This is a genomic window from Kitasatospora sp. NPDC090091 (assembly GCF_044747365.1).
GTDB lineage: Bacteria > Actinomycetota > Actinomycetes > Streptomycetales > Streptomycetaceae > Kitasatospora.
This window is the reverse complement of the sequence record NZ_JBIVDY010000003.1, coordinates 199,512-212,334: the sequence shown is the minus strand read 5'-3', so window position 1 is coordinate 212,334 and position 12,823 is coordinate 199,512. Positions and strand designations below refer to the sequence as shown.

11 protein-coding genes are annotated in these 12,823 nt (G+C 74.0%); 7 read left to right on the top strand and 4 right to left on the bottom strand.

The genetic code is table 11. The annotated features are described in order from the left end of the window. Window positions 1–157 precede the first annotated feature (157 nt). The 4 genes from ACIPSC_RS06650 to ACIPSC_RS06635 all read left to right on the top strand — a co-directional run bounded on the left by ACIPSC_RS06650 (window position 158) and on the right by ACIPSC_RS06635 (window position 6,182). On the top strand, window positions 158–2,059 hold the full coding sequence (locus ACIPSC_RS06650; protein ID WP_400823673.1) for a galactose oxidase-like domain-containing protein: 1,902 nt from the start codon (window positions 158–160) through the stop codon (window positions 2,057–2,059). 31 nt (window positions 2,060–2,090) lie between these two features. After that, the gene (locus ACIPSC_RS06645) at window positions 2,091–4,379 is read left to right on the top strand and encodes a Dyp-type peroxidase (RefSeq protein ID WP_400823672.1); all 2,289 of its coding nucleotides are present in this window, start codon (window positions 2,091–2,093) and stop codon (window positions 4,377–4,379) included. 82 nt (window positions 4,380–4,461) lie between these two features. Next, on the top strand, window positions 4,462–4,809 hold the full coding sequence (locus ACIPSC_RS06640; RefSeq protein ID WP_400823671.1) for an MmcQ/YjbR family DNA-binding protein: 348 nt from the start codon (window positions 4,462–4,464) through the stop codon (window positions 4,807–4,809). A 158-nt stretch (window positions 4,810–4,967) separates the two neighbouring features. Further along, a complete protein-coding gene (locus ACIPSC_RS06635; RefSeq protein WP_400823670.1) occupies window positions 4,968–6,182 on the top strand; it encodes an alpha/beta hydrolase in 1,215 nt (404 codons plus the stop codon). A 39-nt stretch (window positions 6,183–6,221) separates the two neighbouring features. Here the strand turns inward: ACIPSC_RS06635 and ACIPSC_RS06630 are convergent, their stop codons facing one another. Continuing rightward, complete coding sequence (locus tag ACIPSC_RS06630) at window positions 6,222–7,196, bottom strand: helix-turn-helix transcriptional regulator (RefSeq protein ID WP_400824094.1); 975 nt, start codon at window positions 7,194–7,196, stop codon at window positions 6,222–6,224. Window positions 7,197–7,296: 100 nt separating this feature from the next. Here ACIPSC_RS06630 and ACIPSC_RS06625 point away from each other — a divergent pair, with 100 nt between their 5' ends. After that, on the top strand, window positions 7,297–7,875 hold the full coding sequence (locus tag ACIPSC_RS06625) for a TIGR03086 family metal-binding protein (RefSeq protein WP_400823667.1): 579 nt from the start codon (window positions 7,297–7,299) through the stop codon (window positions 7,873–7,875). A 51-nt stretch (window positions 7,876–7,926) separates the two neighbouring features. Here the strand turns inward: ACIPSC_RS06625 and ACIPSC_RS06620 are convergent, their stop codons facing one another. Together ACIPSC_RS06620 and ACIPSC_RS06615 are read right to left on the bottom strand one after the other, a co-directional pair. Then, the gene (locus tag ACIPSC_RS06620) at window positions 7,927–8,940 is read right to left on the bottom strand and encodes an aldo/keto reductase (protein ID WP_400823665.1); all 1,014 of its coding nucleotides are present in this window, start codon (window positions 8,938–8,940) and stop codon (window positions 7,927–7,929) included. Next, window positions 8,937–9,464 carry a MerR family transcriptional regulator gene (locus tag ACIPSC_RS06615; RefSeq protein ID WP_400823663.1) on the bottom strand — a complete coding sequence of 176 codons (528 nt, stop codon included), beginning with the start codon at window positions 9,462–9,464 and terminating at the stop codon, window positions 8,937–8,939. Before ACIPSC_RS06615 ends, ACIPSC_RS06620 begins: the two co-directional genes overlap by 4 nt. A gap of 140 nt (window positions 9,465–9,604) precedes the next feature. On the opposite strand from ACIPSC_RS06615, the gene ACIPSC_RS06610 reads away from it, so the two are divergent. Continuing rightward, window positions 9,605–10,438: a serine hydrolase domain-containing protein gene (locus tag ACIPSC_RS06610; protein WP_400823661.1), complete on the top strand. Its 834-nt coding sequence runs from the start codon at window positions 9,605–9,607 to the stop codon at window positions 10,436–10,438. An 84-nt stretch (window positions 10,439–10,522) separates the two neighbouring features. On the opposite strand, the gene ACIPSC_RS06605 is transcribed toward ACIPSC_RS06610, so the two are convergent. Next, on the bottom strand, window positions 10,523–11,299 hold the full coding sequence (locus ACIPSC_RS06605; protein ID WP_400823659.1) for a pirin family protein: 777 nt from the start codon (window positions 11,297–11,299) through the stop codon (window positions 10,523–10,525). 265 nt (window positions 11,300–11,564) lie between these two features. Here ACIPSC_RS06605 and ACIPSC_RS06600 point away from each other — a divergent pair, with 265 nt between their 5' ends. Continuing rightward, a complete protein-coding gene (locus ACIPSC_RS06600) occupies window positions 11,565–12,761 on the top strand; it encodes a CdaR family transcriptional regulator (RefSeq protein WP_238741507.1) in 1,197 nt (398 codons plus the stop codon). The last annotated feature ends 62 nt before the right edge of the window (window positions 12,762–12,823 follow it).

The window sequence follows — 12,823 nt, the reverse complement described above, 5'->3', positions numbered from 1 at the left end:
ACACGCATCCGCCGAAGCGATGAATCCGCATGCGAACCACCACTGTCTGTGATGTCCTGTGACGGTCGGCAACCACCCGGTGCCCCTGTGCCCGCCCACGGTCCGTTCGCCCGTGACCCCGCCGGCCCCTCCCGACGTCCCCCCTCCGAGGAGCCCCATGTCCCTGCCCACACCGCGGCCACGACGCCGGCCGCGGTCCTCCAGCCGGCTGTCGGCCGTCGCCACCGCCGCCGTCGTCGCCCTCACCGCCGGAACCCTGCTGGCCGCCGTCACCCCCGCCTCCGCGCTGGTCCGCACCCACGGCGGCGACGACACCGCCCCGCACGTCACCGCCCCGCGCGTGCTGGCCGAGATCCGGGACGACGAGGTGGCGGCGCTCGGCCCGGAGCACGCCGAGGAGCACGCCCGCATGCGCGCGGCCGTCCGCGGCATCGGCGACTACCCCCAGACCACCCGGGTCAACCGGCTGAATGCGCTGACGGACTCCCAGACCCGCACCAACGCCGGATTCGACCCCACCGTCTTCGGCGCGTTCAAGGAGTACTTCCCCTCGCCCGACTTCGGCGACCACATCGCCCTGCTGCCGACCGGCAAGGTGCTGGTGTTCTCGTTCGAGCGGATCGAGAGCAACCCCGAGAAGGAGCCCGCCCCCACCCAGACCACCGGGAAGGAGAACGCCGGCCGCGCCTACCTCTGGGACCCGGCCAAGGGCTCCGGCGCGGACGCCTTCACCAAGGTCACCCCGCCGGTGGTCGACATGCCGGACGGCCTCAACCAGCCGCGCCCGGCGCCGTTCTTCTGCGCCGGGCACTCCTTCCTGCCCAACGGCATGCTCGGCGTCTTCGGCGGCAACCTCGGCGGCAACGGCGGCACCGGCGCCAAGCTGTCGCTGATCTTCGACCCGTGGACCGAGACCTGGACCCGCAACCCCGACATGTCGGTCGGCCGCTGGTACCCGTCCGTGGTGACCGGCGCCGACGGCCGGCAGCTGATCATGTCCGGCCAGTCCGAGCTCGGCTGGGGCACCCCCACCCCGGTGGTCGAGCGCTTCCCCGCCAAGGGCTACGACGTCCCGCAGACCAAGACCCAGGTCCCCAGGGACACCCCCGTCGACCGGTTCAAGGCGGACGCCCCGTTCAGCCTGGACTACCCGCACCTGTTCTCGCTGCGCGACGGCAACGTCTACGGCTTCGGCCGCCAGGCCAACGAGCAGTGGAGCTTCGACCCGGTCGCGGAGTCCCGCAGCGACCTCACGGCCCGCCCGGACGGTCACAAGCGCAACTACGGCTCGGCCGTCATGCTCCCCGGCGGCGTCAACGGCCCGGACTCCGCGCTGATCCTCGGCGGCGACCGCGACAACCCGAGCACCCTGCGCTTCTCGAACGGCAACTGGACGGCCGAGAAGTCCCGCGCGTTCGGCCGCACCCAGGACGACACCCTGCTGATGCCCGACGGCACGCTGATGACCGTCAACGGCGCGTACGACATCCGCGACTACGGCAACGGCCCCTACAACCCGAACGCCGACCTGAAGTACCGGCAGACCGAGCTGCGCGACGCCCAGGGCAACTGGAAGCTCGGCCCGGTCCAGCGGCTGCCCCGCGGCTACCACTCCAACGCCGTGGTCCTGCCCGACGGCCGCGTCATGGTGACCGGCGACGAGCTCCAGCAGCTCGCCAACGACCCGGACATCAACGACGACATGAACGGCACCATCGAGATCTACGAGCCGGCCTACCTGCACCAGGGCAACCGCCCCTCGCTGGACCGGGCGCCCACCGGTGCGATCGGCTACGACAAGAAGTTCCTGGTCACCACGAGCACCCCGGAACGCGCCGCCAAGGCCGTCCTGCTCGCACCGACCACCTCCACCCACTCGGTCAACACCAGCCAGCGCCACCTGGAACTGCGGCTCAGCAGCCGGGCCGGCAACCGGCTGGAGTTCCAGGCCCCGCCGGACGCCAAGGCCGCGCCCCCCGGCTGGTACATGCTCTTCCTGCTCAACGACCAGGGCGTGCCCAGCGTCGCGCAGTGGGTGCAGCTCAGCTCCTCGGCCTGATCCCCCCGAAACCCACCCGGAGGAAACCCCCATGGCAACGGATCTGAGACTGCGCGAGAGCGACGAGATCCAGGGCGACATCGTCGCCGGCTTCAAGAAGGACAACGTCAGCCTGCTGTTCCTCAAGTTCGAGGACCAGGCCAGGGCCCGCGAGTGGCTGCGCGGGCTGGCCCCGCAGATCGCCACCACCCGCCAGGTCGCCTCGTTCAACGACGCGTTCAGCGAGGCCCGGAAGACCTCGGGCGGCGACGACCCGAGGACCCTGAAGGCCACCTGGCTCAGCATCAGCCTCACCTACCCGGGCATGCGCGAGCTCTCCGCCACCGACCCGTTCGAGCAGCCCCCGCCGGTCGGCAGCGGCCTGGAGGCGTTCATGGAGGGCTCGGCCAAGCGGGCCGGCGCCCTCGGCGACACCGGTGACAACTCCCCGGAGTTCTGGCTCTTCGGCAACGGCCGGAGCCAGCCGGTGCACGCCGTGCTCACCATCGCCTCGGACACCGAGGACGACCTGCGGACGGCCGTCGACGCCCAGCGGCTGGCGGCGGCCGAGTCCAGGATCGTCATCGTCTACGAGCAGACCGCCAAGACCCTGCTCGGCAGCCGGCGCGGCAAGGAGCACTTCGGCTTCAAGGACGGCATCAGCGAGCCCGGGGTCCGGTTCTTCGACCGGCCGGACCCGGCCAGGCCCGAGGAGGTCGAGGGCCACCCCGGCAGCCGGATCATCCCCGCCGGCGAGTTCGTCTGCGGCGAGCAGCCCGCGCCCGGCAGCTTCACCGACTTCCCCGAGTGGGCGAGGAACGGCTCCTTCCAGGTGGTCCGCCGCCTCGCCCAGGACGTCCCCGGCTGGTGGTCGCAGGTCTCCGTCAAGCTCAAGGAGCTCAAGCAGGCCAAGGCCGTCCCGGACAGCGCCACCAGCGAGTGGCTGGCCGCCCGGATGGTCGGCCGCTGGCGCTCCGGCGCACCGGTCTGCCACCACCCCGACCGGGACGTCCCCAACGACCCGAAGGCCGCCTCGGACAACGACTTCGACTTCCGGGACGACCTGGAGGGCCTGGTCACCCCGCTCTGGTCGCACCTGCGCAAGACCAGCCCGCGCGCCGGGCTGCAGGAGGACCCGGCGCACCCGCCGTTCGACGCCAAGGTCCTCGACGGCCGCCGGATCATGCGCCGCGGCGCGCCGTACGGGCACCCGTTCGACCCGGCCTCCGAGGGCCCCGGCGGCCCCGACGACCCGCGCGGCCTGCTCTTCGTCTGCTACCAGGCGGACATCGCCCGGCAGTTCGAGTTCATCCAGGCCGACTGGATGGACCAGCCGGACTTCCCGCCCAGGCGCAACCCGCTGCCCGGCAAGGACCCGGTGACCCAGGAGGCCCCGGACGTCGACTTCGAGAGCCGCGGCCCGGACGGCGCGATCAAGCACACCCCGCTGAGCTTCGCGCAGTTCGTCCGGACCACCGGCTCGGTCTACGCCTTCACGCCGTCCGTCAGCACGCTCCGGGCGCTCGCCGACGGCCGGCTCGTCGGCCGGGCGCAGCAGGGCGGGCAGGGCGGGCAGAGCGCCCCGGCGCCCGCCCGGGCCTACCCGGTCGACACCTTCGTCGCCGTGCCCGACCGGCAGCGCCAGGGCGGTCAGAGCCAGTTCTGGGCCTGCCACGGCGACCGCTACCGGAAGATCTCGGTCGACGACGGCTCCGCCCACACCGACCACACCGTCAAGGGCGACGCCATGCTGAGCGGCCACGGCTGCTTCCAGGGCATCGGCCGGATCGACTGCATGCTGCCGATGCCCGACCTGCAGAACCCCGGCGGCAAGAGCTGGTACTGGACCTTCCACAGCACCGGCGGCCGCCAGCAGTACCGGGCGCTCTCCATCACCTGCGGCAACGGCCACACCGGCGCCCTCGAACGCCCGGACCGCGACCTCACGGCCTGGAACTCGCTCGCCGGCGTCGACCGGGTGGACTGCTTCCTCCCGGTGCCCGACCAGCAGCGGATCGGCGGCAAGAGCTGGTACTGGGTGTTCCACACCACCGGCGGGCGGCAGCGCTACCGGCTGATCTCGATCGCCGACGGCGCCGCCCACACCGATGTGATCGAGCGCACCGACCGCGAGCTCTCCCAGTGGACCTCGCTCGGCGGGATCACCTCGGTGGACTGCTTCCTGCCGGTGCCCGACCTCCAGCGGGTCGGCGGCCGGAGCGAGTACTGGGTGTTCCACGGCGAGAGCTACCGCCGGATCGCGGTCAACGACGGCAGCGGCCACCCGGACCGCCAGGTCGCGGCGGACCGCTCCTGCAGCGGCTGGAACTCGCTGCTCTGACGGGCCGACAGCCGCTCCCGGTGCGCCCGGCGCGCACCGGGAGCGGCCCGCGGCCGGCCGGGCCAGGATCTAGGCTGCTGCCATGGTGACGTTCGAGGAGTTCCTGGCGATGGCCCTCTCCCTGCCCGGGGCGGAGCAGCAGCCCACCTGGGAGATCGAGACCCTGCGGGTCCGCTCGAAGATCTTCGCGATGGGCTCGCCGGAGGGCGGGAGCGTCAGCGTGAAGGCGTCCAAGGAGGACCAGGCGGAGCTGCTCGCGGCCGAGCCCGAGGTGTTCAGCTACCCCGGGTACGTCGGCCGGCACGGCTGGATCGGCATCCGGCTCGACCGCATCGACCCCGATGAGCTGCGGGAGCTGCTCACCGAGGCGTGGCGGCGGACCGCCCCCGCGCGCATGGTCCGCGAGTTCGACGCGGCCACGAACGGGTGACACCGACCGGACACCCGCGGTTCATGTGATCCATCCCACAGTTTGGCGCAGCGCCGACAGTCCTTCGGACCCCTAGGCTTGCGCAAGGAAGTTGGCAGTCGTACCACCCTCCGGGCCCCGCCCGTGGAACGGTCACGGGCCCCTAGGGAGTTGACGCGATGCGCCGTCGCCGGTGGAAGCGTGTTCTGATCGGCGCGTTCGCGGGCTGTGCCGTGCTCGCCGATGCCGGCGCCGCCGCGGCCCAGGCCGCCGCCTCCACCGAGCAGCTGGCGATCTCCACGCCCCCGGCCGGCAGCGCCGCCTGGGTCGAGGACCACTCCTTCGGGCGGTCGCTGCCGGACCCGGCCACCACCACCCCGGCCGCCGCGGCCGAGTTCTTCGCCTCGTTGGCGCCCACCGAGCTGGACCGGCTGATCCGGGACTACCCGCTGGTGGTCGGGAACTTCGACGGCGCCCCGGTCGACCTGCGCTACCGCGCCAACCGGATCGCGCTGGCCGCCGAACGCGACCGCGCCAAGGCCCGTGCCGCCGACCGGAAGCTGGACTCCGAGCAGCGCGCACTGGCCGTCTCCCGCGCCAACGACGTCGAGCACCTGCTGGCGCCCGAGCGCCAGATCCTCGCCTTCGACCCGCGCGGGCGCGGTCTGGTCACCGAGGTCTGGGGCGACCTCGGCAACGCCGACCGGGTCGCCGTGCTGGTGCCCGGCTCGGACGCCGACCTCGGCCACTTCGACCAGGCGGTCGAGCCGCTGCGCTCCCCCGCCGGCATGGCCCGTGCGCTGTACGCCGAGGAGCACCGCCAGGCGCCCCGCACCCGGACCGCGGTGATCGCCTGGACCGGCTACGTCACCCCCTCCGGCCTCGGGCCGGACGCCGTCACCTCCCGGCTCGCCGACGTCGGCGCGCCCCGGCTGGAGCGACTGCTCGCCGGGCTCAAGGAGACCACCCGGCCGGACGCGCCGCCGTCCCTGTTCTGCCACTCCTACGGCTCGGTGGTCTGCGGCAGCGCCGCCCCCGAGATCCCGCGGGCGGCCTCCTCGCCGTCCGACACCTCGGGGATCACCGACCTGATGGTCTTCGGCAGCCCCGGCATGGGCGTGCAGAGCACGGCCGAGCTGGGCACCGGTGTGCACGTCTGGGCCACCCGCAACGGCAGCGACTGGATCGGCAACGTGCCGTACCTGGAGGTCGGCGGGCTCGGCCACGGCGCCGACCCGACCTCGGCCGACTTCGGGGCAGAGCAGATCTCCTCGGCCCGGTCCTCCGGCCACAACGGCTACTTCGCCGAGGGCACCGACAGCCTGCACAACTTCGCGGCCGTCGCGCTCGGCCGCTACGAGAACGTGGTCCGCCCGCCCGCGGACACCCAGTAGGGCCGGTCCGACCCGGACGGTCCGGTCCGGCCCCGGCGGTCAGTCCCGGTAGAGCCGGGCGGCCTCCGCCGCGGCGCGGGCCAGCTCCCGGCGGGCCGCGGGCGGTGAGAGCACCTCGGCGTCCGCGCCGAACGCGAGCAGCGCGCGGACGGCCGGCAGCGCCTGGAAGCCCATCGCCAGCTCCACCCAGTCGTCGGCGGCCCCGGCGCCCGACTCGGGCGGCGGGGCGGTGAGCCGGGTGGAGTGGATCCGGACGAACATGTCCAGCCGCCCGCGCCGGACCCGCACCTTGACCGGCACCTCCTTGGGCAGCCGCTCGACCTGGTCGCGCAGCACCACCCAGACCGCGCCGAGCCCCACCCCCGGACGCCGCCGCACGGACTCCTCCGTGGTCTCGGCCGCGAGCACCCGCTCCGCCCGGAACAGCCGCGGCTCGTCGTTCAGGTCGGCCACCAGGTACCAGACCCCGGCCTTGCTGACCAGGCCGTACGGGTCGACGGTGTACTCCGCGGGGACGGGCGCGCCGCTGTGCCGGTACCGCAGCCGCAGCCGGCGGTCGGTGAAGACGGCGTGCTGCAGCTCGCCCAGGTCCGGCCCGGCGGAGCTCCCGCCGGGCTGGAGCCAGCGGACCGGGTCGACCAGGATCCGTTCGCTGATCCGCTCGGCGGCGGGCCGGTGCGGGGCGGGCAGTGCGGCCATCACCTTGCGCAGCGCCGAGCCGAGCGCGCCGTCCAGCCCGAGGTCGCTGTGCGCGCCCTGGGCGGAGAGCACGAACAGGGCCCGCGCCTCGTCGGCGGTCAGGCCGCTGACGTCGGTGCGGTAGCCGGGCAGCAGGGCGATGCCGCCGTGCCGGCCCCGCTCGGTGTAGACCGGGACGCCGGCCGCCGAGAGCGCCTCGACGTCGCGGTAGATGGTGCGGACCGACACCTCCAGGCGCTCGGCCAGTTCGGTGGCGGGCACCCGGCCGCGGGTCTGGAGCAGCAGCAGGATCGAGAGCAGGCGGTCGGCCTTCATGCCCACGAGGATGACAGAAATCATGACGCTCGTTGTCAGGTTTTGCCGGGAGATTGCCTCCGAAGCGAAAACCCCCTTCCAACGACGGAGTTGATCCCGCATGGACACCACCCAGGACCCCCGCCCGCTGTACCTGCTCGCGCTCGGCCAGCTGGAGAAGCTGATCGCCGAGGCCGCCCCGGCCACGCTGGACCGGCCGACCCCGTGCGAGGAGTACGACCTGCGGCAGCTGCTGGGCCACGTGGTCGGCGGCGTGCACCGGCTCGCCTACATCGGCGAGGGCGGCCGGGCGGAGGACGTCGTGGCGGCCACCGGCGACCTGGCCGACGACGCCTGGCCGGCGGCGTTCGAGCGGGCCCGGGCCCGGGTCACGGCCGGCTGGGCGGACGACGCCAAGCTGGACCGCCCGTCCTTCGCGCCGTGGGGCGAGGTGCCCGGCCGGGCCGCGGTCGGCGGCTACGTGATGGAGGCGGTCACCCACTCCTGGGACATCGCGCGCGCCCTCGGCAGCGATCTCGTCCTGGACGAGGAGCTGGGCCGGGCCGCGCTGGCCGTCGCCGAGTTCGTGCTGCCGGCCGAGAACCGCGGCGGGCCGGTCCCGTTCGGCGCGGTGCGGCCCGCCCCGGCCGACGCCGACGCCACCACCCGGCTGGCCGCCTACCTGGGCCGCGAGGTCTGACGCCCGGTCGGGAGCGGGGCCGGCCGCCCCGCTCCCGACCGGGCCCGCGCGCTACTCCCGGCCGACCGAGGTGCCGAAGGCCATGTCCGCGTACCGCTCCCCGGCCACCCGGTCGGCGATCGGCTCCAGAACGGCCAGTTCCTCGGGGGCGAGCCGCAGTGTCGCGGCGGCGGTGTTCTCGGCGAGCCGGGACCGCTTGCGGGTGCCGGGGATAGGCACGACCGTCAGGCCGTGCACCTCGGCCCGCTGGTGCACCCAGGCCAGCGCCACCTGCGCCGCGCTGACGCCGTGACGCCGCGCGATCTCCTGGACCGGCGCGAGCAGTGCGGCGTTGGCCGCGCCGTTCTCGCCGCTGAACCGGGGGTGGTTGCGGCGGTAGTCGTCCGCACCCAGCGCCTCGGTGGCGACCGTCCCGGTCAGGAAGCCGCGCCCGAGCGGCGAGTACGGCACGAAGGCCACGCCCAGCTCGGCGGCGGCCGGCACCGCCGAGCGCTCGACGTCCCGGGAGAAGAGCGACCACTCCGACTGCACGGCGGCGATCGGGTGCACCGCGTACGCCTCGCGCAGCTCCGCCCCGGTCACCTCGGACAGCCCGAGGTGGCGCACCTTGCCGGCCGCCACCAGCTCGGCCATCGCGCCGACCGACTCGGCCAGCGGCACGGCCGGGTCGCGCCGGTGCATGTAGTAGAGGTCGATCACGTCCACGCCGAGCCGGCGCAGCGAGGCGTCCACCGCGGAGCGGATGTACGGCGGATCGTTGCGGACGGCCCGGTAGGTCGGGTCGTCCGCCTTGCGCACGCTGGCGAACTTGGTGGCCAGCACGACCCGGTCCCGGTTGGCGCGGACGAAGGGGCCGAGCAGCTCCTCGTTGCGGCCGAGGCCGTACTGGTCGGCGGTGTCGAACAGGGTGACACCGGTCTCCAGCGCGGCGTCCAGGGTGGCGAGCGACTCGGCGGTGTCGGCCGGGCCGTAGAACTCGCTCATGCCCATGCAGCCGAGGCCCTGGACGCCGACGGCCGGGCCGTCGTTGCCGAGCCGGACGGTGGGGAGAATGGGGTTCGTCATGCGCTCTGCTGCTTCCTCTGCGAAGTCTGCGTTGTCCGGGGGGTCTGCGTTGTCCGGGGGGTCTGCGCCGGCACGCCGCAGTCGGCGATCTTCCCCGCGTAGAGATCGATCTTGTGGTCGAGGACGGCGAGGGTGGCGTGCAGATCGGCGATCTGCTGCCGGACCACCTCGCGGTGCGCGACCAGCAGATCGCGCCGGTCCTCGGCGGTCCGCTCGCCCTCGCGGGCCAGCTCCACGTAGCGGAGCATGTCGGCCACCGACATGCTCGTCAGCCGCAGCCGGCCGAGGAAGGCCAGCCGGTGCAGATCGGCGTCGCAGTAGCGGCGCTGGCCGGAGGCGGCGCGGTCGACCGGGTCGAGCAGGCCGATCCGCTCGTACCAGCGCAGCGTGTGGGCGCTCAGCCCGCTGGCCGCCGCCACCTCGCTGATGCTGTGCCGCGGCGTCCGGTCGGCCACGCCGACGGGTGCGTTGAAGACCTCGGAGCAGGTCCTCAGGTCGATCTCGATCGACGCGAGCGTGGCCATGGTCGAAACCCCCAGTGGTGAACGGCCCACGTTCCGGTGGGCCGGTTCAAGACGCTAGCGAGTTGGAGTGCACTCAAAGCAAGCCTGCCGGCCCGGTGCTCCCGGCACCCGGCCTTCGGCGTCCGGTTAGAGTCGGGCCCATGGAGAGCTTGCGGATGATCGAGACCTGGCCCGTCCCCCACGCGGCGGCGGCCGTGGTACGGGGTGCGGACGGCGCGGTGCTGGGCGGGCACGGTCCGCAGGACCACCTGTTCCCGCTCGCGTCGGTGACCAAGCTGCTCACCTCGTACGCCGCGCTGGTCGCGGTCGAGGAGGGCGTCTTCGAGCTGGACGACCCGGCCGGGCCCGAGGGGTCGACCGTCCGCCACCTGCTCGCGCACACCTCGGGCCTCGCCTTCGACGAGCACCGGGTGATGGCCGCGCCGGGCAACCGCAGGCTCTACTCCAACGCCGGCTTCGACGTCCTGGCGCAGGCCCTCCAGCAGGCCTCCGGCATCGAGTTCGGCCGGTACGCGGCCGAGGCTCTGTTCGAGCCGCTCGGCATGCGCGACACGCTCATCAACACCGCGCACAAGTCCCCCGCCGGGGCCGGCGGCCTCTCCACGGTCGCGGACCTCGCGCTGTTCGCCGCCGAGCTGCAGTCGCCCAAGCTGCTCGACCCGTCCACCGTGCGCGCGGCCACCCGCGAGGTCGCCTTCCCGGGCACCAGCGGCGTGCTGCCCGGCTTCGGCCACCGCCGGCCGAACGACTGGGGCCTCGGCTTCGAGATCCGCGACGGCAAGGCCCCGCACTGGACCGGCACCACCAACTCCCCCGCCACCTTCGGCCACTTCGGCCAGTCCGGGACCTTCCTCTGGGTCGACCCGGAGGTCGGCGCGGCCTGCATCGCGCTCACCGACGGGGGCTTCGGACCGTGGGCCGCCGAGGTCTGGCCGCAGCTCAGCGACGCCGTCCTGGCGGAGCTGCGCGGCTGAGGCCCGGGGCGGGCGCCCCGGCCGGTCCGCTCGGGTCGCTCGGGTCGCCCGGGGTCGGGCCGCTCGGGCCGCTCGGGAAGCCCGTCAGCCGTACGAGACCGGCGAGTGCATCTCCCAGAGCAGGAGCTCGGCCCCGGTCCCGCCGGCCGTCGGGTCGGCGAAGGCGCCGCCGGTGATCCGGACGCTGTCGCCCGGCACCATCGAGCGCCCGCCGCCCTGCGGCCCGGGCACCGTCCGGTAGCCGAGCGAACCCGCCGTCAGGTGCGCGTAGCGCCAGGGTGCGGACGGGAGTTCGGGCAGCGGCTGCCAGGCCTCGGCGGTCGCCAGCCAGAGCGCGGCGTCACTGCGGCGCAGCCGCAGTGCGTCCGTATCGGCGTCCCGCTCCAGCCCGGAGGCGAGCAGCGTCAACCCGCCGGGCGTGCGCTCCACCCTTCGCAGTCCGTACGCCGGGGGCGCGTCGAAGGCGTCCGGCTGGAGCCACATCTGGACGAAGCGGACCGGGCCCCCGGCGCCGCCGACGTTGCGCTCGGTGTGGGTGACGCCGGAGCCCGCGCTCAGGTGCTGGAGCATGCCCGGGCGGACCACGCCGCTGTGGCCGCGGGAGTCCCGGTGGGCCAGCGCGCCCTCCAGCACCCAGGTGAGGATCTCGGTGTCCCGGTGCTTGTGCTCGTCGAACCCCGCGCCCGGCGCGAGCAGCTCCTCGTTGCACGCGAGCAGCGCGCCGAAGTGCGTGTTCCTCGGGTCGTAGTGGCCCGAGAACGAGAACGCGTGTCTGGTCTCGATGCCCTCGGCCGGGGTGGAGAGGTAGCGCTCGGCGGTGCGGCGCAGGTCGGCGCGGGGGCGGGCGGGGGCGTCGGTCACGGGCCCACGGTAGCGTGCCCCCGGGCGCGTTCCGGGCGCTCCCGAGCCGGCCCCGGCGCGCCCTCCGGAGCGGGGGTGTGACGGTTGCCACCGCGTCGCTGCGCCGGGGGTTGTGCACGAGCAGTCACTCCGGTGAGGCAGTCTTGTCCTTGTGCCAGCCGCTTCCGCGAACTCCCAGAGCGAACCCACCGCCAAGCCCGACCAGAGCGGGCCGGGCCCGACCCCCGGGGCCGGCCGCGACCGGCCCGGCCGCGCGGCGCCGCGGCTGACCGCCCAGGAGCGCAGACTCGCCGCCGAGCGGGCCGAGCGCCGGGCCGCGACGCTCAAGCGGCTGGAGAAGTCCTCGGGCAAGCTGGCCACCAACGCGATCGCGCGGATGGACGACCAGCTCGGCTGGTACCGGCGGATGCCGCCGGAGCACCGCTCCTGGATCGGCCTGGTCGCCCAGGCCGGCATCGCCGCCTTCACCGAGTGGTACCGCCACCCCGACGCCCCGCAGGCGATCTCCACCGACGTGTTCGGCACCGCGCCGCGCGAGCTGACCCGCGCCATCACGCTGCGCCAGACCGTCGAGCTGATCCGCACCACGATCGAGGTGATGGAGGAGGCCATCGAGGAGGTGGCCGCCCCCGGCGACGAGGCGGACATGCGCGAGTCCGTGCTGGTCTACGCCCGCGAGATCGCCTTCGCCACCGCGCAGGTGTACGCCCAGGCCGCGGAGGCGCGCGGCGCGTGGGACGCGCGGCTGGAGGCGCTGGTCGTCAACTCGCTGCTCTCCGGTGACGCCGACGAGGGAGTGCTCTCGCGCGCCGCCGCGCTCGGCTGGGGCCAGCCGAGCCAGGTCCGGGTGGTGATGGGCAGCGCCCCTGACGGCGACAGCGAACTGGTGGTGGAGGCGATCCGCCGGGCCGCCCGCTACGCCAAGCTGCACGTGCTGACCGGGGTGCTGGGCAAGCGGCTGGTGGTCGTGGTCGGCGGCGACAAGGAGCCGGTGCACGCCGCCCGGGCGCTGATCGGCCAGTTCGCGCCCGGCCCGGTGGTGGTCGGCCCCACCGTGCCCGACCTGCTGTCGGCGACCCGCTCGGCGCACGCCGCCGCGGCCGGCCTGCGGGCCTGCGCCGCCTGGCCGGACGCGCCGCGCCCGGTGCTGGCCGACGACCTGCTCCCGGAGCGGGCGCTCGCCGGGGACCAGGCGGCCCGCCGTCAGCTGGTGGAGGAGATCTACACACCGCTGGACGAGGCCGGCTCGGCGCTGCTGGAGACCTTGAGTGTCTACCTGGAGCAGGCCTCCTCGTTGGAGGGGGCGGCCCGAATGCTCTTCGTCCACCCCAACACGGTGCGCTACCGGCTCCGACGTGTGACAGACGTCACGGGCTACGCTCCGTCGGACGTGCGTTCGGCGTTCACGCTGCGTATCGCACTGGCGCTGGGCCGACTCACGGCGGCCGGCGAGCAGAGCTGAGCCCGATGTAGGGACCTTACAATCCCCGATGCTTTTCTTCGTTACCGTCGCCTACCCGCCCC